Annotated in this window: 15 protein-coding genes and 1 pseudogene; 4 read left to right on the top strand and 12 right to left on the bottom strand. The window is 72.3% G+C overall.

Going from position 1 to position 20364, the window contains the following annotated elements; genetic code table 11:
• Positions 1-107: 107 nt before the first annotated feature.
• The gene (locus QP939_RS22570; protein WP_285458802.1) at positions 108-1964 is read left to right on the top strand and encodes a hypothetical protein; all 1857 of its coding nucleotides are present in this window, start codon (positions 108-110) and stop codon (positions 1962-1964) included.
• Positions 1965-1992: 28 nt separating this feature from the next.
• Complete coding sequence (locus QP939_RS22565; RefSeq protein WP_285458801.1) at positions 1993-3567, top strand: ABC transporter substrate-binding protein; 1575 nt, start codon at positions 1993-1995, stop codon at positions 3565-3567.
• Here the strand turns inward: QP939_RS22565 and QP939_RS22560 are convergent, their stop codons facing one another.
• The 4 genes from QP939_RS22560 to ahcY form a co-directional block, all read right to left on the bottom strand.
• Positions 3568-3957 (bottom strand): YjdF family protein, encoded by a 390-nt coding sequence (locus QP939_RS22560; RefSeq protein ID WP_285458800.1) that lies wholly within the window; start codon positions 3955-3957, stop codon positions 3568-3570.
• 127 nt (positions 3958-4084) lie between these two features.
• Complete coding sequence (locus tag QP939_RS22555; protein WP_285458799.1) at positions 4085-4429, bottom strand: VOC family protein; 345 nt, start codon at positions 4427-4429, stop codon at positions 4085-4087.
• A complete protein-coding gene (locus QP939_RS22550) occupies positions 4426-4602 on the bottom strand; it encodes a hypothetical protein (RefSeq protein ID WP_285458798.1) in 177 nt (58 codons plus the stop codon). Before QP939_RS22550 ends, QP939_RS22555 begins: the two co-directional genes overlap by 4 nt.
• Before the next feature lie 80 nt (positions 4603-4682).
• Positions 4683-6155, bottom strand: coding sequence for an adenosylhomocysteinase (gene ahcY / locus QP939_RS22545; protein WP_285458797.1), 1473 nt, complete (start codon positions 6153-6155; stop codon positions 4683-4685).
• Between the two features lie 92 nt (positions 6156-6247).
• On the opposite strand from ahcY, the gene QP939_RS22540 reads away from it, so the two are divergent.
• Positions 6248-8506 carry a hypothetical protein gene (locus QP939_RS22540; protein WP_285459821.1) on the top strand — a complete coding sequence of 753 codons (2259 nt, stop codon included), beginning with the start codon at positions 6248-6250 and terminating at the stop codon, positions 8504-8506.
• Positions 8507-8565: 59 nt separating this feature from the next.
• On the opposite strand, the gene QP939_RS22535 is transcribed toward QP939_RS22540, so the two are convergent.
• The 3 genes from QP939_RS22535 to QP939_RS22525 form a co-directional block, all read right to left on the bottom strand.
• Complete coding sequence (locus QP939_RS22535) at positions 8566-9270, bottom strand: LPXTG cell wall anchor domain-containing protein (RefSeq protein ID WP_285458796.1); 705 nt, start codon at positions 9268-9270, stop codon at positions 8566-8568.
• 272 nt (positions 9271-9542) lie between these two features.
• Positions 9543-11060 carry an amino acid permease gene (locus QP939_RS22530; protein ID WP_285458795.1) on the bottom strand — a complete coding sequence of 506 codons (1518 nt, stop codon included), beginning with the start codon at positions 11058-11060 and terminating at the stop codon, positions 9543-9545.
• A gap of 98 nt (positions 11061-11158) precedes the next feature.
• Entirely contained in the window at positions 11159-12076 is a 918-nt protein-coding gene (locus QP939_RS22525; protein WP_285458794.1) for a cation diffusion facilitator family transporter, read from the bottom strand.
• 153 nt (positions 12077-12229) lie between these two features.
• Between QP939_RS22525 and QP939_RS22520 the strand changes: the two genes are divergently transcribed.
• Complete coding sequence (locus QP939_RS22520; protein ID WP_285458793.1) at positions 12230-15169, top strand: AfsR/SARP family transcriptional regulator; 2940 nt, start codon at positions 12230-12232, stop codon at positions 15167-15169.
• Positions 15170-15680: 511 nt separating this feature from the next.
• On the opposite strand, the gene QP939_RS22515 is transcribed toward QP939_RS22520, so the two are convergent.
• From QP939_RS22515 to QP939_RS22495, 5 genes and pseudogenes are all read right to left on the bottom strand, one after another.
• A complete protein-coding gene (locus tag QP939_RS22515; protein WP_285458792.1) occupies positions 15681-16229 on the bottom strand; it encodes a hypothetical protein in 549 nt (182 codons plus the stop codon).
• Positions 16230-16330: 101 nt separating this feature from the next.
• The gene (gene manA / locus QP939_RS22510; protein ID WP_285459820.1) at positions 16331-17560 is read right to left on the bottom strand and encodes a mannose-6-phosphate isomerase, class I; all 1230 of its coding nucleotides are present in this window, start codon (positions 17558-17560) and stop codon (positions 16331-16333) included.
• A 54-nt stretch (positions 17561-17614) separates the two neighbouring features.
• Positions 17615-18711, bottom strand: a pseudogene (locus QP939_RS22505) (hypothetical protein).
• Entirely contained in the window at positions 18695-18907 is a 213-nt protein-coding gene (locus tag QP939_RS22500) for a Trm112 family protein (protein ID WP_285458791.1), read from the bottom strand. The pseudogene QP939_RS22505 and the gene QP939_RS22500 overlap by 17 nt, the downstream one beginning before the upstream one ends.
• A 77-nt stretch (positions 18908-18984) precedes the next feature.
• Positions 18985-20340, bottom strand: a complete 1356-nt coding sequence (locus tag QP939_RS22495; RefSeq protein ID WP_285458790.1) for a phosphomannomutase/phosphoglucomutase — start codon at positions 20338-20340, stop codon at positions 18985-18987.
• Positions 20341-20364 lie beyond the last annotated feature (24 nt).

Below are 20364 nucleotides of genomic sequence, written 5' to 3'. Positions count from 1 at the left end.
TCGAAGCCGGATTCGGCTTCGATTCAGCACCCCCGTGATCGGGGTCACAGGAAGGCGTTTACAGTACAGCCTCCGGTCGGGGGTGACCGGATCGCGAGGGAGCGAACGTGCGCCTGAACCTGCCCGAACCGATCAGCGAACTGATGGCCGTCCAGGCGGCCGGCCTGCGGACCTCGCCGGTCCTCGCCGTCGAAGGGCCCGGCGGTTCCGGCAAGTCCGAATCGCTGCGCAAGGCATTGGAGAAATGGCGGCGCGAGACGCCGACCGCACTGGTCCGCCCCTCGGAAGCCGTCGATTCCGCGGAAAACGCCGTGCTGGGTGTGCTGACCGCGGTGATGATCGGCTTGTCCCCCGGAATCCGCGGTTACCCCGTGCAATTCCACCGCACGCTGATCGCGCACCTCGCGATCCGCGAGGACTTCTCGAAGCTGACCGCGACCGATGCGCTGAACCGGTTGAAGCAGGTGCTGCTCGACCACCGCGACCCCGCCGTGCTGCTCGCGTTCGTCCAGAGCGTGGTGCGGGCGGCGGGCGGGCTGGCGGCGGCCATCGCGGGCCCGCCGGTCGCGGCGGCCGCGCCCCCCGTGGTGGACCAGGTCGCCGTGGCCGTGGTGGCGAGCGTGCGCAAGTGGCGCTGGCGGCGGCAGATCGACTGGGCGGGCCCGGTGGCCTGGTTCGGCCACCAGGACATGGGCTTCGACTTCAACCCCCTGCAGACGCTGATCGACCTGAGCGACTGGGCGCGCAGCGAGCGGCCGTCCCGGCGCGAAGAGGCGGACCACCTGCTGGTCGCCGCCCTGCTGGCCGATCTGCGGCGCAGCCGGGCGGCGGCGGGCGGTGACGCGCCGGCCATCCTGGTGCTCGTCGACGACGGCGACCTGTCGGCCCCGTCGGCTTTCACGAGTTCACTGATTCACGTCCGCGGCCGGCTGGCCGCCGCGCGGACCGACCTGCCGCCGGATCCGCTGAACCTGGTCGTCGCCACGACCGGCCCAGTGGCGGAGGCGCTCGCCACCGCCACCGGCTGCGGCGGCGAGACCGGCTGGCCGGGGCCGTGGGTGCGGATCCCGGCCGGCGATCTCGGTCCGGACGAGGTGCGCCACCTGGCGGAGTCCTTCAGGTGGGGCAACGGACACCGGCACGGTCCGGTGGCCCACCGGCTCACCCGGGGCCACCCGGAAGGGACGGCCGTCGTCCTGGACGAGCTCGCCAAGGACAGCGAGCCCGGCACCGACGTCGATTCCCTGCTGCGCCGCCCGGCACCCGGGGGCACCACGGTCGAGCGACGGCTGCTGGAACCCTTCGTCCGCGGCCTCAACGCGCGCAAGCACGTCGAGGAGCCGCTGCTGGAGGCGCTCGTCACCCTCTCCGCCGCCCGCGACCGGCTCGAGGCCGAACGGCTGCTCCCGCTGCTGCCGCACCCGGTGCGGCACGACTCCCCCGTGTTCACCTCGCGGACGCTGTGGTCACCCGCCGGGGCGGACGACGGACGGCTGCACCCGCTCGCCCGCTACCTCGGCCTGCGGGCCCTCGCCGCGCGGGACGATCCCGCGACCGGCTGGACGGCGGCGTTCCGGAAGCTGCGGGACCGCGCCGGCGACCGCGCCGGGCGGCTGCACCACGAGCGTCTGCTGAGCGGCAAGGAAGGCGTCGCCGAGGAACTGGCCGCCCTGCTGCCCGAGCTGCCCCCGGCCGAGTGGCTCGCCCTGCTCGAGGCGGTCGTCGCGACGCCCGATCCGCGCGAGCGGGACCTGGCCGGCGTCCGCGGCCCGAAGCAGCCGTCGACGGCCGCCGACCACGTCGTCGTCCTGCTCGGCGTGCTCCCCGCGCTCGACCACGACCCGTGCTTCACCGACGAGCACGCCCTGGAGGAGCTGCGCGAGCTGGCCAAGGACAGCCTTCGCCACCTCGCCGAGCACGCCCGCGAACGCGGCCCGTTCCTCCTGCGGGCGAAGAGCTACTGAACCGTCCCCCCTCCCGGAAGGACCCACCTTGTCCTCGCGCTACTACGCGGGCGTCTGGCCCCGGCCTTCGCGCTTCCCGAAACTGTGGACCGACTGGATCCGCCTCGCCGTCGTGGTCACCCTGCTCCTCGGCGCCGGCGGCGTGGCCGTGTTCCGGCAGGGGCTGGGCAGGCTCGCCACCTGCAACGACGGCTGGCCGGGCGACTCCGCCTGGTCCGCCGGCGGCGAGTGCGTCGGGCTGTCCGACGGCGAGTACGACTTCGGCCTCGACCGGTTCACCGCCGTGCTGAAGGTGATCGACGTGCAGAACACGACGGCCGCCGACCGCTGCGACCCGCAGGGCACGGCCGTGACCGTCGGTGTGCTGACCACCATGACAGACCACTACACCGGCGGCCGCGCGGTGCACGAACTGGAGGGCATGGCAGCCGGGCAGCGGCGCGCCAACGGCACCGGCTGCGTGCACCCGATCCACCTGGTCGTCGCGAACATCGGCGCCTACGGCCCGGACAACGAAGGACTCGACGTCGCCCGGGAGCTGGCCGACCGGGGCGTCGTCGCGGTCGTCGGCCTCGGCCTCAGCCAGCAGCGGGCCGCCGAGACCGCGGACCTGCTGGCCGCGGCGAAGATCCCGATGGTGTCCGACCTGATCACCGCGGAGGGCTTCGACCAGACCGGCTCCCGCGGCGACCAGCCGCAGTTCGACTCCTGCGACCCGGACGCCACCTACCAGCGCGGGATCGGCCGGGACTACTTCTACCGCGTGGCCTACCGCAACCGCGTGCAGATCGACCGGCTCGCCGCCGTCGTTCCCGCGCAACCGGACTTCATCATGGTGCCCACCGGCGGGTCCGACCCCTACACCTGCACCGCGCTGCCGATGATGCAGCGCCAGTTCGGCGGGAACGTCACCGAGGTGAAGTTCGACGCCGACGAGTCCAGCACGGTGCTGCAGACGGCACGGCGGATCTGCGGCGCCGCCAAGGACGTGACCCTGTTGTACATCGCCCGCGGCAGCGACCTGGCCCGGCTGCTGTTCAGCCTCGACGAGGCGTTCGGCAGCGGGCAGTGCGCGGCGACGTCGGTGACGGTGGTGAGCACGTCGGACGGCCAGCGGGTGCGCGCGGTCGAGGACAACCCGATGCTCGAAGACCTCCGGCTGCGCGGCCTGCGGTCGGCGAGCTTCACCAGCGGCCGGATCCGGCTGCTGACCACCCTCGTCGCGGGCGCCGACCAGCGGCGCGCGAACAACCCGGGGTTCGCGGACCTGGAAGAGGCGTTCACCGGCGCCGGGTTCGACCTCGCGCACACCGACGACGGCTGGGCGGTCAACGCCTACGACGCGATGTCGGTGGTGTCCGAGGCGTTGCGCACCCTGCCCGCGGCCAAGGCCGTGCAGCGCAGCCAGGTCAACACGGCGATCAGCGGGTTCTCCGCGACGGGCCAGGCGGTCCGCGGCGCGGGCGGGATGATCACGTTCGACAACAGCGGCAACCGCGCGGACGCCGGCCCGCCGGTGGTCCGCGTCTGCCCGCTCCCGCCTGGCGCGGGCACCCGCACCAGGAGCGTCATCGTGACCCCGGGTGCCCCGGCGGAGTGCTGATCACCGGCCCCGGTGCTTGGCACGCGACTTGGCTTTCGCGAGCGCGCGACGGCGGGCGGCTTCGGCGGCGGCCCGGCGTTTCCGGGCCGCCTTGTTTTCGGACACCCGCTCGGCGACGGCTTCCTTGAGCGCCCGCTGGGCGGCCGTGCCGATGCCCGGCTCGTCGTGGATCCGCCGCTTCGGGCGCCGCTCGACCGGCACGGCCGGGGCTTCTCGCGCCCGGTCGGCGAGACGCACGAAGTCGCGGCCGGCCGCGAAGGCCGCCAGCTCCGCGTTGTTCGGCTCGGCGCCGAAGATGTGGCGCGCGGCGCGGACCAGGCCTTCTTCGTGGATTTCGTAGACGCCGACCCAGAACCGGCCGTCGTGGTACAGCGTGAACACCCCGCTCATCGGGAACCTCCAGGCGTGACGGATCAGCCTGGCGCCACCGGTTTCCCTTGCGGGACAACGAGTCCGTGCGGACCGCCCGGACTACCCACCGGGCCGTGAGGTTCGTGAAGCCAAGAACGGGACGAGTCTACGCGGGCGGGCCGCCGATGCCGATCTCGTTTCCCTCGCGGTCGCGGTAGATGATCTTGCGGACGCCGTTGTCGTAGGTCTCGCGGTCGGCCGGTTCGATGCCGCGGGCGGAGATCCCGGCGACGCGCTCGTCGAGGTCGTCGACGAACAGGGTGTGCATGGCGTGCCCGGTGGCGCGGTCGAGCCGCTGTTCGACGACGATCGAGCCGTGACCGGTGACTTCCCAGAGGGCTTCGGTGTCACTCACCACGTACGTCGGCGGGGAGCCGAAGAGCTTCTCGTACCAGGCGAGGGCACCTTCGTAGTCGCGGACGGGAATTCCGGCGAAGAGGTCGACCGTCACCACTCGCCCCGAGTCCAGTCGAGCGCCTCGCTGACGGCGGTGCCCCAGCCGCGGGACAGCTCTTCGATCTCGTCCAGACTCGGCACCGGGCCCTCCGGCTCGTAGGTGAGCAGTTTGCCTTCGGCGACGAGGCGGTTTCGCCGCTCGAGACCTTCAGCGATCTTTTCGTCCATGCTTCATCCATCGGCTGTCGCACGGACGGAACAGAGGGTCGCCCCGAACACTTCAGGGCGACCCTCGACCGGCCGGAACCTCAGTACCGGTAGTGCTCCGGCTTGAACGGCCCTTCGACATCCACATCGATGTACTCGGCCTGTTCCTTGGTCAGCTTCGTCAGCTCGCCACCCAGCGCCTCGAGGTGGATCTTCGCGACCTTCTCGTCGAGCTTCTTCGGCAGCCGGAAGACCTCGTTGTCGTACTCCTCGTGCTTGGTGAACAGCTCGATCTGCGCGATCACCTGGTTCGAGAAGCTGTTCGACATCACGAAGGACGGGTGGCCGGTCGCGTTGCCCAGGTTGAGCAAACGCCCCTCGGACAGCACGATGATCGTGTTGCCGTTCGGGAAGATCCACTCGTCGACCTGCGGCTTGATGTTGATCCGGCGGATGCCCGGGTAGCGCGCCAGCCCGGCCATGTCGAGCTCGTTGTCGAAGTGGCCGATGTTGCCCAGGATCGCCTGGTGCTTCATCTTCGCCATGTGCTCGACCAGCACGACGTCCTTGTTGCCGGTCGTCGTGATGACGATGTCCGCCTCCGGCAGCGCGTTCTCCAGCGTGCGGACCTGGTAGCCGTCCATCGCCGCCTGCAGGGCGCAGATCGGGTCGATCTCCGTCACGATCACCCGAGCACCCTGGCCGCGCAGGGACTCCGCCGCGCCCTTGCCGACGTCGCCGTAGCCGCAGACCACCGCGACCTTGCCGCCGATCAGGACGTCGGTGCCGCGGTTGATGCCGTCGATCAGGGAGTGGCGGATGCCGTAGCGGTTGTCGAACTTCGACTTCGTCACCGCGTCGTTGACGTTGATCGCCGGGAACAGCAGCTCACCGGCCGCGGCCAGCTGGTACAGGCGGAGGACACCCGTCGTGGTCTCCTCGGTGACGCCGCGGATGCCCTCGCCGATCTTCGTCCACTTGCCCGTGTCCGCCGCGACCGACTGGCGCAGCAGCTCGAGGAACACGCGGAACTCGTCCGAGGTGTTCTCGTCCGGGGTCGGCACGACACCCGACTTCTCGTACTCGGTGCCCTTGTGCACCAGCATCGTGGCGTCGCCGCCGTCGTCGAGGATCATGTTCGGGCCGTCGCCGTCCCAGGTGAGCATCCGCTCGGTGCACCACCAGTACTCCTCGAGCGACTCGCCCTTCCACGCGAACACCGGGACGCCCTTGGGCTCCTCCGGCGTGCCGTGCGGGCCGACGACGACCGCGGCCGCCGCGTGGTCCTGCGTCGAGAAGATGTTGCAGGAGGCCCAGCGCACCTCCGCGCCGAGCGCGACCAGCGTCTCGATCAGCACCGCGGTCTGCACCGTCATGTGCAGCGACCCCGAGACGCGTGCCCCGCGCAGCGGGTAGACCTCCGCGTATTCGCGCCGCAGCGCCATCAATCCGGGCATTTCGTGCTCGGCGAGGCGGATCTCCTTGCGGCCGAACTCGGCGGCATCGAGGTCGGCGACGGCGAACTCGATGCCGTTGCGGGTCTGGTGCCGCTGGGCAACGCTTTCGGGGGTCATAGTGGCGATTCCTCCAAGACTCGATGACACCGGAACACTACCGTTGTCCGCTCGACCATCCCTAGAACGGTTAGGAGACCCTTACCGTGCCCATGCCCGGCCCGGACACCCGCGTCGTCGAAATCCGCGTCGCCGGCCTGGTCGGCACCAGCGGGGAAACCCTGCTCGACGCGGTTTCGACCGTCGACGTCGCCGGCGACGGGCTGGGCCGCGTGATCCGCCCGGCGGACCGGCTGCGCCGCCCGGCGCCGGGTCCCGTCCTGCCGGCGCTGGGCCGGACGATCCCGCGGACCCTCGAAGGCTACCTCTGGCACGGCATGACGTCCGGGGGCGCCGCGAAGGCGACCTGGGCGCTGCTGTTCCCCTTCTCGCTGGCCAACGTCGCCTTCTGGATGCTGCCGCCGACGCCGCCGGGCCGCCGCCTCCCGCACGTGCTCGGCGCCGTGTGCCGCGGCCTGCTGCGCGTCGGCGCCCTGCTGCTGACGATGCTGCTCATGGGCCAGCTCGCGGCGACCGCGCTCGACCTGTTCGCCACGCAGTGCCTCGCGCCCGGGTCGGGCTGCCTGCCGGTGATCCCGGACGTGCTCCGCTCGGTCCCCACCCGGATCGCGGTCGGCGTGCTGCCGCTGCTGGCGGTGATCTTCGTGCTGCACCGGATCTCCTCGGCGACCTGGGCCGTGCACGCCGACGGCGACCTCACCGGCGGGCCGCTGCGGATGCGCGCCGACCCGGAGACGCCGGCGCTGCGCTGCCTGCACACCGTCGCGGCGCTGGCGTCGGTCGCGCTGCTGCTGCTCGGCGGGCCGTTCCAGGTGCCGGGTGACGTCTTCGGCGCGGTCGTCTGGCTCGTGACGCTGGCGCTGGTGCTCGCCGTCGTCGTCGCGGCCGCGATCGGCGTCGACACCGGGCGCTTCGCCCGCCCCGGCGTGCTCGCGTTCGCCACGCTGCTGGTCGTCGTCGCCGCGGTGCGGCTGCGGCCCGGCGCGGGCCCGCTGCCGGGCACCAACGGCGTCGTCGAAGGGCTCGGCGCGGCGCTGGTCGCCGTCACGGTGCTGTTCGCGGTGTTCCTCGCCCCGGCCGCGCTGCTGGCCCGGCCGGGCTGGCGGCACAAGCCGCGACGGCTGCGGCCGTGGATGGGCGGCTGGGCGGCCGCCCCGGTGCTCGCGCTGGCCGGCCTGCTCGGCGGCGGGTTCGGCGCCGGCCTCGCGGAAGCCCTGCGGCGGCTCTCCGGCGCGGACCAGCTGCGCGTCCCCGACACGTACGTGCTGGTCACCGTGCTGTGGGGCGCCGGGCTGGCGCTGGCCGCGGTGCTCGGCGTGCTCGGCTTCGCGGTCGCCGTTCCCCTGCGCAGGCTGCGGCGCGGCATCCCCGAGATCGTCGAGCTGATGGAACACGACAAGCGGCAGGAGGAGCAGGCCGCCGCGGCGTGGGCGCGGTCGGCGTGGGAACGGCGGCACCTGCACCACCTCGCGCTGGCCGTGGCGTCGGCGATGTCCGCGGGCGGCGCGGCCCTGCTGGTGCTGCGGTTCGGCTTCGGGCTGGTGCCCGGCTGGTTCGGGCCGCTGTCGGCGATCGGCGTCGTCGCGCTCGGCGCGCTGGCCGCGGGCCTGCTGCGCGTCGTCTACACGGCCGCGCGGACCCCGCAGCGCAGCCGTCACCTCGGCGCGCTGGCCGACCTGGTGTGCTTCTGGCCGCGAGCGGCGCACCCGACGGTGCCGCCCTGCTACGCGCTGAAGGTCGTCCCGGAGCTGGCCGCCCGCGCTCGCGAACACCTCGCCGACCCGGGGACGCGGGTCGTGCTCTCGGGCTACAACCTCGGCAGCCTGCTCACGATCATGGCCGCCGCCCGCCTGACGGCCGAACTGCCCGAGGCGGACCTCGAACGCGTCGGCGTGCTGACGGCCGGGTCCCCGCTGCAGTGGGGCTACCAGCGCGCGTTCCCGGCGCTGCTGCCGCAGGAGGCCCTGGAGCAGCTCTTCGCGGACCTGGACGGCCGGTGGCGCGCCCTGTGCCGCGGTACGGACATCTTCGGCGGCGGTGTGACGACCTGGCGGCACTCGGTGGCCGAGCGGCGCCTGCACGGCGTCGGGTTCCTGCCCGAGGGCGGCTGCGGACCGGTGTCGGCGAAGGCCGACGAGAACGGCGTCCTCATCCTCGGCGGCGACCACTGGCTGCCGGACCCGCTGCGCGGCCCGACCGGGCGGCACCGCTGGGCGCCGGGGGTGCTCAAGCACCAGGACTACGTGGTCGACGCGGAATGGGACCACGCCGTCGCGATGGCCGCCGGGCTCGGCAAACCCTCCGGCGGCGAACAGGGCCTGCTCTTCGGGGACTTCCCCGGAAAGCCGTGAGGGGCACCTTCACGGCTTCGAAGCCGTGAAGGTGCCCCTCGTGGAGCGTCAGCGAGGCGTCACTCGGAGGCCTTGCGGCGGAACTTCAGCAGCGCGAGCAGACCGCCACCGGCGACCAGCAGCAGGCCCGCGACCCAGATGAGCCAGCTGTTGTCGAAACCGGTGTTGGCCAGGCCGCCACCAGTGCCGGACTCGTTGCCCGCCGGGACGGCGGCCGGAGCGGTGGTGCTGGTCGGCGCGACCGAGGTGTCCGACGTCGCCGGGGTGCTCGGCTTCGAGGTCTCGGTGGAGGTCGGCGGCGTCGCGGTGGTGGTCTTGGTCGGCGGCGCGTCCTTCTTGGCGCCGCAGACGAACCAGTGGCTGATCGCCGGGACCTGCTTGCCGCCGTTCAGCGGGGAGATCAGGTCCTTCCACGGCGGGGTCTCGGGCAGGCCCTTCTCGCCGGGCACGTAGATGTTGTAGCCGTCGCCGCCCTTGACCACGATCGCGGTCACGGTGACGCTCTCGTCGACCTTGGTGATCGTCAGGGACTTGTCCTTGTCCGGCACACCGCCGGTGAACTCGATGAGGTCGGTCGGCTTGTCCGACGTCGCCAGCGTCTTGCCGGGCAGCTTGGCGTCCTCGCAGCTGGACGCGTTCTTGGGAACCGGGGTGGCGCGGCCGTCGGAGGGGTAGCAGGCCAGCGCGGCCCCGGCGGTGCCGATCAGGGCGGCCGTGGTCAGCGCCATGACGGTCACGGCGCCGCGGAAGGTACGTCTGCGCATTCGGAACTCCCAGTTACCGAGGGTGAGGAACCTGCCAAATCAGGGATCGCAACGCCCTCGAACGTGTTAATTACACGGCGGTAATTAGACCGTCGGTGGCTCGCGAAGGACCGAAAGGTATCGCACGTCACGCCACCCCTCACCTCGGGGACCCCGTAACACCCGAAAAGCTAGATCCTCTTGACCTGACCGTGACCGGGCGTTTCGGAAACGGACCGCGAAAAGCCCCGCCGACCTGGGAAACCGGGTCAGCGGGGCTTTTTCGGTGCAAGTCAGGCTTCGGGCGCCTTGACGGGTTCTTCCGCCTGCCGCTTGCCGAGCAGCGAGTGCCGCCGGCTGTACCCGAAGTAGATCACCACGCCCAGCACCATCCAGGCGAGGAACCGCAGCCAGGTCAGCACGGTCAGATTCAGCATCAGCCACAGGCAGGCGAGGATCGCCAGGATCGGGATCACCGGCACCCACGGCACGCGGAACGCGCGGGGCAGTTCGGGGCGCGTCCGGCGCAGCACGAGCACGCCCGCCGAAACGAGGACGAACGCGAAGAGCGTGCCCACATTGACCATTTCTTCCAGTTTGTCCGCCGGGAAGAACGTGGCCGCGACGGCGACCAGGCCGCCGACGATGAGCGTCGCGCGCTTCGGCGTCCCGTGCTCGCTGGTCTTCGCCAGCCCGCGCGGCATCAGGCCGTCGCGCGACATCGCGAAGATGATCCGGACCTGGCCCAGCATGAGCACCATGACGACGGTGGTCAGGCCGGCCAGCGCGCCGAAGGAGATGATGTTGGCCGCCCAGTCGACGCCGTTCGCGGCGAACGCCGTGGCCAGCGTCTTGTGGCTGCCGTCGCCTGCCGACGTCGCGAGGTCCTTGTAGGACACCATCCCGACGACCACCAGCGACACCGCGACGTAGAGCACGGTGACGATCGCCAGCGAGCCCATGATGCCGCGCGGCACGGCCTTCTGCGGGTTGCGCGTCTCCTCCGCCGTCGTCGCGACGATGTCGAAGCCGATGAAGGCGAAGAACACCAGCGACGCGCCGGCGAGCAGGCCGAAGACCCCGAACGAGCTGCTCGCGCCGCCCGCGATCAGGGAGAACAGCGACTGGTCGACGCCGGTCTGGGCCGAGCTGCCGCTGACGCCTTCGGGGATGTACGGCGAGTAGTTGGCGCCCTTGATGTAGAAGATGCCGAGGATGATCACGAACAGCACCACGGCGACCTTGATGCCGGTGATCACCATCGAAACCCGCGACGACAGCTTGGTGCCGATGACCAGCAGCGTCGTCAGCACGGCGACGACGACCAGCGCGCCCCAGTCGACGGTCACGCCGCCGACGTCGAACGTCGTCTTGGTGCCCTTTCCGAAGAGGTAGCCGAGCACCGTCTCGAGGTACACCGACCAGCCCTTGGACACCGCGGCCGCGCCGACGGCCAGCTCGAGGATCAGGTCCCAGCCGATGATCCAGGCCATGAACTCGCCGAACGTGGCGTACGAGAACGTGTACGCGCTGCCCGCGACCGGGACCGTCGAGGCGAACTCGGCGTAGCACAGCGCCGCCAGCGCGCAGGCGATCGCGGCGAAGACGAAGGCCAGCGACACCGACGGGCCGGCGTAGTCACCGGCCGTGCGCGCGGTGAGCGTGAAGATACCGGCGCCGATGACGACGGCGACGCCGAAGACCGTGAGGTCCCACGCGCTCAGGTTGCGCCGGAGCTTGGTGTCCGGCTCGTCGGTGTCCGCAATGGACTGTTCGATCGATTTAGTGCGCCACAATCCCGTTCCGGGCACCGTTGACCTCCTGCGGCTGGCCTGCATGTATCGCGGTAAGTCACCCTAACGGGTCACGCCCGTGACGGCTTGCCGACGGTCCGGAAGTGGATCTTGAGCTACTTCGCGAGGCTGCGATCGAGGTCCGGTTCGAGGTAGATCAGCTTCGCGACCGGCACCTTGGCGCGGACGCGGGCCTCGGCGTCGTCGATGGCCATCGCCAGCTCGGCCGTGTCGAGGCCGGGCACCATCGCGAGCTTGGCCGCGACGAGCAGCTCGTCCGGGCCCAGGTACTGGGTGCGGATGTGGATGACGCGCTCGACCTTGCCCGCGGCGAGCTCGTCGACGATCGTCGCGAGCACGCTCTCGGTGGCGCCTTCGCCGATGAGCAGGCTCTTCATCTCGACGATCAGGATGATCGCGATGACGCCGAGCAGCGCGCCGATGGCGAGGGTGCCGATGCCGTCCCAGACCGGGTCGCCGGTGATCACCGACAGCCCGACGCCGAGGAGGGCGAAGACGAGACCGAGCAGCGCGCCGGCGTCCTCCAGCAGCACGACGGGCAGCTCGGGTTCCTTGGCCTGCCGGATGAAGCCCCACCAGCTCGCGTCGCCCTTGATCTTCCGCGACTCGCCGACGGCGGTGTAGAAGCTGTAGCCCTCGAGCGCGACCGCGACGACGAGGATGATCACCGCGACGATCGGCGAGTCCAGCGGCTCGGGGTGCCCGACCTTGTGGATGCCTTCGTAGATCGCGAAGGCGGAGCCCAGGGTGAAGAGCATCAGGGCGACGATGAAGGAGTAGAAGTACCGGTCCCGGCCGTAGCCGAAGGGGTGCTCCTTGTCGGCCGCCCGCTTCGACGTCTTCTGGCCGAGCAGCAGCAGGCCCTGGTTCGTGGTGTCGGCCAGCGAGTGCACCGACTCCGCCAGCATCGACGACGACCCGGTGACGAGGAAGCCGACGAACTTCGCGGCCGCGATCCCGGCGTTCGCCCCGAGCGCCGCGATGATCGCCTTGGTTCCGCCTCCAGCTGACACGACCGCTCCCCTGGTAGGTCCTGAATGTCCGGGTGGAGCCTAGTAGGGCGCGCCCGCGGCGGCTGCCACCGGCCGCCTTCGGCGGAGGCGCCGTTTCTGTCGGACCCCTCCGCTACCGTGGCTCTCCCTGCTCACCAGACTGGGGAAGGTGACATGGCGCACTTCGCCGTGCTCGGTCCGCTCGCGATCGAAAGCCCGCCCGGCCACTGGCCGGTCCTGCGCGGGGATCGCCAGCGCACGCTGCTGGCCGTGCTGCTGCTGAACGCCAACCAGCACGTCCACGTCGACGTGCTGGTCGAAGCGCTGTGGCCCGAGCGGCCGCCGAAGTCGTGGACCTCGAACCTGCACACCTACCTCTCGCGGCTGCGCGACCGGATCGACGGCCTGCGCGTCGAGCACGGGCCGCTCGGCTACCGGCTGCGGGTCGAGCCGGACGAGCTGGACCTGCTCGTCTTCCGGTCCGCCGTCGCCGAGGGACAGCGGGCCGGGGATCCCGTGGCCGCGTCACGGCACTACCGGCGGGCGCTCGCGCAGTGGCGGGGGCCGGTGCTGGCCGGGCTGCACGTCCCGCGGCTCGACGCCGACGTCGCGCGGCTGGAGTCCGAGCGGCTGGCCGTCTTCGAGGACTGCGTCGACGCCGAGCTCACCGCCGGGCGGCACGGGGAGCTCACCGGCGAGCTGCAGGCCATGATCACCGAGCACCCGCTGCGGGAGCGGCTGGCCGCGCAGCTGATGATCGCGTTGCACCGGGCCGGGCGTCAGGGCGACTCGCTCGAGATCTACCGGCGGCTGCGGACCACGTTGATCGAAGAGCTGGGCGTCGAACCGGGCGCCGAGGCGCGCCGGGTGCACGCGGCCGTGCTGCGCGGCGAAGACCCGGTGCCCCGGCTGGCCACGGCGTCCACGCCGGTCTGGCCGGTGTGCCAGCTGCCGCCGGACATCGGGGACTTCACGGGCCGCGACGCCGAACTGGCCGAGCTCACGGCGGCGCTGGGCGGCGGCTCCGGCGTCCCGGTCGCGGTGCTCAGCGGCGAGCCGGGCGCGGGCAAGAGCACCCTCGCCGTGCGGGCCGCGCACCGCCTGCGGGCGCGCTTCCCCGACGGCCAGCTGTACGTGCCCCTCGGCGGCCGCGACGTCGGCGAGGTGCTGGCCGACCTGCTGCGCACGCTCGGCGTGCCCGGCCCCGCGGTGCCGGACGACGTGCGGGCCCGCGCGGCGGTGTTCCGCGGCAGGCTCACCGACCGCCGGGTGCTGGTGGTGCTCGACGACGCCGCCGACCCCGAGCAGGTCCGCACGCTGCTGCCGGGCACGCCGGGCTGCGCGGTGCTGGTGACGAGCCGCCGACGGCTGAGCGGGCTGGCCGGCGCGCACCGGCTGCCACTCGGGCCGCTGTCCGGCGACGACGCCGCCGAGCTGCTGGGCCGCCTCGCCGGGGCCAGGGTGGCCCGGGAGCGCGAGGACGCCGAGCGGATCGTCGCCGCGTGCGCGCGGCTGCCGCTGGCGCTGCGGATCGCGGGCAGCAGGCTGGCCATCCGCCCGCACCTGCCGCTCGGCGAGCTGGCGGGCAGGCTGGAGGACGAGGTCCGCCGTCTCGACGAGCTGATCGTGAGCGATCTGGCCGTCCGGAGCAGCATCGCGCTGAGTTACGAGGGCCTGCGGCCACCCGCGCGGCGCGCGTTCCGCCTGCTCGGCCGGTGCCGCCTCGCCGACCTGCCGGCGTGGGCGGTGACGACGCTGGTCGGCGCCCCGGACGCGGACCAGGCGGTCGAGGAGCTCGTCGAGGCGAGCTTGCTGGAGGCGCGCGGAGCCGACCGGACCGGCGAAGCCCGGTACCGGATGCACGACCTCGTCCGGCTGTTCGCCGCGGAGCTGGGCGACGTGCCGGACGAGGGGCGCCGGAGCGCACTGGCCGCGACGCTCGCCCTCGCCGACGAGGCGGCGAGCCGCCTGCCGCGAACGGTGCCGATGCCGCCACCGGCCCGGAAGCCACCAGCGCAGCCGTTGCCGCACGAGCTGGTGACCCGGCTGCTCGCGCGTCCGGACGACTGGTTCGCCGCCGAGCGCGCGAACCTCCTGCTGCTCGTCGGCACGCTGGGCGCGCAGGACGCGCTGCTCCTGATGGACCGGCTGAGCGTGTACCTGTACCTGTACGGGCACTACGCCGACATGCGCGCGGGGTACGAGATGGTGCTGGCGGCCGCGGACGACCGTCTTGTGGCGACGGTCGCCGAGGCCAACCTGGCGCTGTTGCGTCACGCGCGCGGGCAGTACGAGGAGGCCGCGGAGCGGTACCGCTCGTGCGCGAAGGAGCTGGAGGCGCAGGGTGATCACCGGACCCATGCGTGGGTTTTGGCGAACCTGGCCCATTGTTTGATCGGCTTGGGGCTCGCCGAAGAAGCGTTGCAGACGGCCGCGCACGCGCGTGAACTGTTCACTGTGGACGGTTCCGAGCCGGTTTGGGTGCGGTCTGCCGAGGCGGCGGCTCTGCACCGGTTGGGCCGGATCGCGGAGGCCCTCGAAGTCGACGGTGAAACGGTTGCGCTGGCGAGGAAATCCGGCGATCTCCGGCAGCTCGGTATCGCGTTGCACGGCGTCGCGTGGTCGCAGTTCTTGGGCGCGCGGCCGGACGAAGCCGCGGCGGCGATCACGGAATCGGTGGCTCTGCTGCGGACTTCGATGGCTCGTTCGGCGCTCGCGAAGTCGTTGCGCACGTTGGGCGCGATCGCGGCCGCGCGGGGGCGGCGCGGCGAGGCGGTCGAGGCCTTCGGGGAGGCTCGGGACATCGCGCGGGAGCTTGACGAACGTCCGCGCGAGTTGTCGTGTACGCGAGCGATCGCGGCGAGCTGGATCGGCGAAGGCCGTGCTGCGCAAGCGATTCCGGTGCTTCGCGCTTGTCTCGACGAGTTCCGCGAGATGGGCGGCAAGCCCGCGACCGGGCTCACGTGGCTGGTGCTGCGGCGGGCTTACGAAGCGACGGGGGACGGTGCTGCGGCGGAGGAGGCCGCGTTGGAGGCGGCTCAGTTGGCCGAGCCACGGGACGCCAGCGCCGCCGCCCTCCGGCGGGCGTTGCTCGCCCTCACGGAACCGGCCTGAGCGAGGCCGCACACCCAGCGCGCGCACTGGCCGAACCACGCGACGCCAGCACCCCTCCTCTCCGGCGGGCGCTGCTCGCCCTCACGGAACCGGCCTGAGCGAGGCCGCACACCCAGCGCGCGCACTGGCCGAACCACGCGACGCCAGCACCCCTCCTCTCCGGCGGGCGCTGCTCGCCCTCACGGAACCGGCCTGAGCGAGGCCGCACACCCAGCGCGCGCACTGGCCGAACCACGCGACGCCAGCACCCCTCCTCTCCGGCGGGCGCTGCTCGCCCTCACGGAACCGGCCTGAGCGAGGCCGCACCGGCGGTCGGACAAGGTGGCGCCCCCACGCCGACCTCGGCCGCCCCGTGCGGTGCCAGCGCCCCCCAGCCTGGCACCGCTCCCCCCTCCGGCGAGCCCTCCCCGAACCCGCCGCCGGTCATACGAGGTGGTGCCGCCCCCTCGCGACACCACCTCACGCCCACGGGCGCCGGGCCCTCAGGACCGGCGCCACCCCCAGGGGGCTGCTAGACCTTTCGGGCCTTCGCGTACCGGTTGACCGGCGGCAGCCACGCCAGCACGACGACGACCAACCCCGTCACCAACGCCAGCCAAGCCACGCCGTGGATCGCGGCCGTTCCGCCCTCCGCGTCCGTCGCCAGCCGCAGGGCCACTCCCGCGTTCGTCAGCGCCGCCAGCGTCAGCAGCAAGCGCACCCACACCGCTCCCCGCAGCGCGAGCAGACCCCAGAACAGCAGCACCACCCCGAAGAACACCGCCACCCCGCCGCGGACCGCGAGCGTGCCCTGCACCTCGTCGAGCGCCGCCTGCAGCAGGGCTCCGCCGTCGGCCTTCACCGCTTCCGCCGATGCTCCCGTGATCGAGGCGATCGTCTGCGCCGCGACGTCCAGCGCCATGTCACGGCCGCCCACGAACAGCAGCACTCCGTCGATGATCGACGCCAGCGCCGACACCACGGCCGCACCCACCAGACCCAGCAGCAGTCCGGGCCGGGAACCAGCCGTGACCGGGGAAGCCTGGGGAAGCCCGGTCGCGGCGTGGGGATAGGAAGTCACCAGCTCGTTCTCCTTGAAAATCGACACCACAGGGCGGCAGAACCACCCTGATGGTCGATAGTGGAGAAGAGCACCACACGGAACGTACACAGACGCCCGGTTCAGTCCTCGCAGGTTCCCGCCGTCGCGCGGAACAGCTGGGACCGGGCTCCGTCGAGGGGCCGGACCTTCACCGGCGGGTCCGCCGCCGGCAACCACACCGACTGGCCGCGGCGCAGCTCGACCTTCTCGCCGTCGTCGGCCGTCACCAGCAGGTCGCCCGCCGTGCACAGCAGGATCTGCGGGCCGACGCTGTCGACCGCGATCTCGTCGTCCTGCCCCGCCGCCCACTCCACGCGCGACAGCTCGAACTCCGGCGCGTCCGTCCGGTACACCGCCATGCGACCACCCGTGTCACCGCACTGGACCGGCATCTCGCCGCACGCGAAGTCGACGACCCGCAGCAGCTCCGGCACGTCCACGTGCTTCGGCGTCAGGCCGCAGCGCAGGATGTTGTCCGAGTTCGCCAGGATCTCCACGGCCGTGCCGTGCAGGTACAGGTGCAGGTTGCCGGCGGGCAGGTAGATCGCCTCGCCCGCGCGCAGCGTCAGGCGGTTCAGCAGCAACGCCGCCAGCACGCCCGCGTCGCGCGGGTGCGCCTCGCCCAGCTCCAGGATCGTCCGGCACTCCACGGCGAACTCGCCGTGCTCCTTCACGTGCCGGACGCACGACTCCAGCACCTCGGGCAGCAGCTCGTCGAGCGACGCCTGGGGCAGCGTGATCCACGTCGTGAACAGCGCGCGCAGCCCCGACGGGTCCGGCTCCGCCTCCAGCAGCCCGGTGTACTTCGCCAGTCCCGGCGTCTCGATCGCCTTCAGCAGCTTCACCGTGCGGTCGGGCGCGCGGAACCCGGCCAGCGCGTGGAACTCCGTCAGCGCGCAGACCAGCTCCGGCTTCGCCGTCGGGTCCGGGTAGTTGCGGTTCGGCGCGTCCCGCGGAATGCCCAGCTGCTCCTCGCGGGCGTGCCCCTCCGCGGCCTGGGCCGCCGACGGGTGCGCCTGCATCGACAGCGGCTCCTCCGCGGCGAGGATCTTCAGCAGGAACGGCAGCCGCCCACCCCACCGCTTCGCGCAGCGCTCACCCAGCTGGCCGAGCGGGTCGGCTTCGACCAGCTCGAGCAGGCTCCGCTCGGTCCCGTCCGGGCCGATGACGTGCGACGGGTCGCCCGGGTGGGCACCCATCCACAGCTCGGCCTCGGGGTGCGGCGCGGGTACCGGACGGCCCAGCAGCTCGGGGATCGCCGTCCGCGATCCCCACGCGTAGGGCCGCACCGCGTTGCGCAGCAGCTCCACTGTCACCTCAACTCCACTCCTTCGGCACCGGCCGGGGCCGGTGCTCGGCGGGTCTCACGCCGTCGCGGGCGCGAAGCGGCCCGCGCCGCCGATGCTGCCCGCCGCCAGCCCGAGGTAGACCGCCGCCAGTTCGAACCGCAGCGCCAGCACCGCGGCCCGCACGATCTCGTCGGCCTCGATCTCCTCGGCCGGGGCGATGACGTCCGCACCGGGCAGCAGGTCCTCGGCCTGGTAGCGCGCCGCGTCCGCGGCCGGACCGGTCCGCACCGCGAGCAGCAGCACCCGGGTCGGGATGTCACCAGAGGGATCGTCCGGATCGGCGAAGATGTCACGCTCCCCGCTGCCTGATTGCGCCGCCCGCCGCAGTGCGGGGCGCGCCAGGGCCTGACGATAGTCCTCGACGTCGCACACGGTAGCCGCGTGGGCGGCGAACGCGTGCGCAGCGTGCTCGCCGACGGCGACCGCGACCGGGTCCAGCCCCCACAGGAGCGGCACGCGGTCGGCGACGCGCAGCGCGAGCGCCTTGGCCGGGTTCGCGAACGACTCCCTGGCCAGGTAGTCCTTTTCGGCTTCCAGGTCGAGCTGGTCGGCCAGCACCTGGATGTCCGACATCAGCAGGCCGAGGGCGTTGGCGGTGAGCAGCCCGGCGGCCAGCCCGCGCGGGAACGCCAGCTCGGGCGGCACCGGGATGCGCGGCGCCAGCAGCAGGCCCTTGCCCGCGACGGCGGCCGCGACCGGGCCTTCCGACGGCGCGGAGAGCACCACCGACGCGCCGTAGCGGGCGGCGCGCTCCAGTGACGCCGCCAGCTCGCGGTCGCCGGGGTCGTCGGTGTGCGCGAAGACGACGTCGAGCGCGCCGATCCAGCTCGGCACGACCTCGGCGACGACCACCGGCACCGGGCACGACGGCGCCAGCAGCGCGGCCAGCAGCCGGGTGACCGTGCGGCTCACGCCCGGCCGGTCGATGAGCACGACGGCGCGCGGGCGGCCCATGTCGAGCCGCTCCGAGAAGCTTCCAGCTCGGCGGCGAGCTCGGCGGTCGCCCGCACCTGGGCGCCGGCCATCGCGGCCGCGCGGAGCAGCCCCGCGCTGTCGGCTTCGGCCAGCCGCGCGGGGTCGTCGAGCAGCGAGTCGTCAAGCACTGTCGGCATCGGAGTTCCCGGGCACGGTGGCCTCGTCGAGCAGCAGCACCGGGATCCCGTCACGGACCGGGTACACCCGGCCACACTCGGTGCAGGTCAGCGCGTCGGCCTCGGGGTCGTCCGGCGCCCCGGGACGCAACGGGGCGTGATCCGGCGACGGGCACGCCAGGATCTCGAGGAGCTGGGCGTCGAGCGTGATGGCCATGGTTCCTCCATACCACGCAAAGGGGTGTGGTGAAGGGCACCTTCCGGACACGGTTGCGCCCTTTCACCGTGGACTTCTCAGCTGCGGATGATCGCGAGTACTTCGTCCACCAGCCCCCGCACGGCTTCGGTGTTGGCCGCTTCGACGTTCAGCCGGAGCAGCGGCTCGGTGTTCGACGGCCGCAGGTTGAACCAGGCACCGCCCGGCAGCTGCACGGTCAGGCCGTCGAGCTCGTCGATCTCGACGCCGGAGCGGGTGCCGAAGCTGTCCTTGACGGCCATCATCTTCGCGACCTGGTCGTCGACCGTGGAGTTGATCTCGCCGGAGGCCGCGTAGCGCGAGTACGCGCTGGTCAGGTCGCTCAGCGGGCCGCTCTGCTCGCCGAGCGCGGCGAGGACGTGCATGGCCGCGAGCATGCCGGTGTCGGCGCGCCAGAAGTCGCGGAAGTAGTAGTGCGCGGAGTGCTCGCCGCCGAAGATGGCGCCGGTGCGGGCCATCTCGGCCTTGATGAACGAGTGCCCGACGCGGGTGCGGACCGGCTTGCCGCCGTGCTCGGCGACGATCTCCGGCACGCCCTTGGACGTGATCAGGTTGTGGATGATCGTGCCGCCCGGGTCCTTCGCCAGCTCGCGGACGGCGACCAGCGCCGTGATCGCGCTCGGCGAAACCGGCTCGCCGCGCTCGTCGACGATGAAGCAGCGGTCGGCGTCGCCGTCGAAGGCGATGCCGGCGTCCGCGCCGACCTCGCGCACCTTCGCCTGCAGGTCGACGATGTTCTTCGGGTCGAGCGGGTTGGCCTCGTGGTTCGGGAAGCTGCCGTCGAGCTCGAAGTACATCGGCACGACCTCGATCGGGAGCCCGGCGAACACCGTCGGGACCGTGTGGCCGCCCATGCCGTTGCCGGCGTCGACGACGATCTTCAGCGGACGGCTGCCGGACAGGTCGACGAGGTTGCGCAGGTAGGCGGCGTAGTCGGCGAGGACGTCCCGCTCGGTCACCGTGCCGCGCTGGCCCTCGAACTCGGGGACGCCCTGCTCGACCGTGTCGCGGATCTCGGCGAGGCCGGTGTCCTGGCCGACCGGGGACGCGCCGGCGCGGCACAGCTTGATGCCGTTGTACTTGGCCGGGTTGTGGCTCGCGGTGAACATCGCGCCCGGCATGTTCAGCGAGCCCGACGCGAAGTAGAGCTGGTCGGTGCTGGCGAGGCCGATGCTGACGACGTCGAGACCCTGCGAGGTGACGCCCTCGGCGAACGCGGCCGACAGCCGCGGCGACGAGTCGCGCATGTCGTGGCCGATCACCACCGCGGGCGCCTCCGGCTTGATGAGCAGGGCGAACGCGGCACCGAAGTCGCGCACGAGGCCCGCGTCGAGCTGTTCGCCGACCACGCCGCGAATGTCGTAGGCCTTCACGATGCCCGAAAGGTCTGGCACGCCGTCTCCCCGCGAATAGTCGTC

It is taken from the genome of Amycolatopsis nalaikhensis (assembly GCF_030264295.1).
Classification (GTDB): Bacteria; Actinomycetota; Actinomycetes; order Mycobacteriales; family Pseudonocardiaceae; genus Amycolatopsis; species Amycolatopsis nalaikhensis.
This window is presented reverse-complemented; position numbering and strand designations above follow the sequence as displayed.

Coding starts and splice junctions, on each gene's coding strand:
- QP939_RS22560 (WP_285458800.1), bottom strand. CDS start 3,957: ATGAGCGGGGTGTTCACGCTGTACCACGACGGCCGGTTCTGGGTCGGC.
- QP939_RS22550 (WP_285458798.1), bottom strand. CDS start 4,602: ATGGACGAAAAGATCGCTGAAGGTCTCGAGCGGCGAAACCGCCTCGTC.
- ahcY (WP_285458797.1), bottom strand. CDS start 6,155: ATGACCCCCGAAAGCGTTGCCCAGCGGCACCAGACCCGCAACGGCATC.
- QP939_RS22540 (WP_285459821.1), top strand. CDS start 6,248: ATGCCCGGCCCGGACACCCGCGTCGTCGAAATCCGCGTCGCCGGCCTG.
- QP939_RS22535 (WP_285458796.1), bottom strand. CDS start 9,270: ATGCGCAGACGTACCTTCCGCGGCGCCGTGACCGTCATGGCGCTGACC.
- QP939_RS22520 (WP_285458793.1), top strand. CDS start 12,230: ATGGCGCACTTCGCCGTGCTCGGTCCGCTCGCGATCGAAAGCCCGCCC.
- QP939_RS22500 (WP_285458791.1), bottom strand. CDS start 18,907: ATGGCCATCACGCTCGACGCCCAGCTCCTCGAGATCCTGGCGTGCCCG.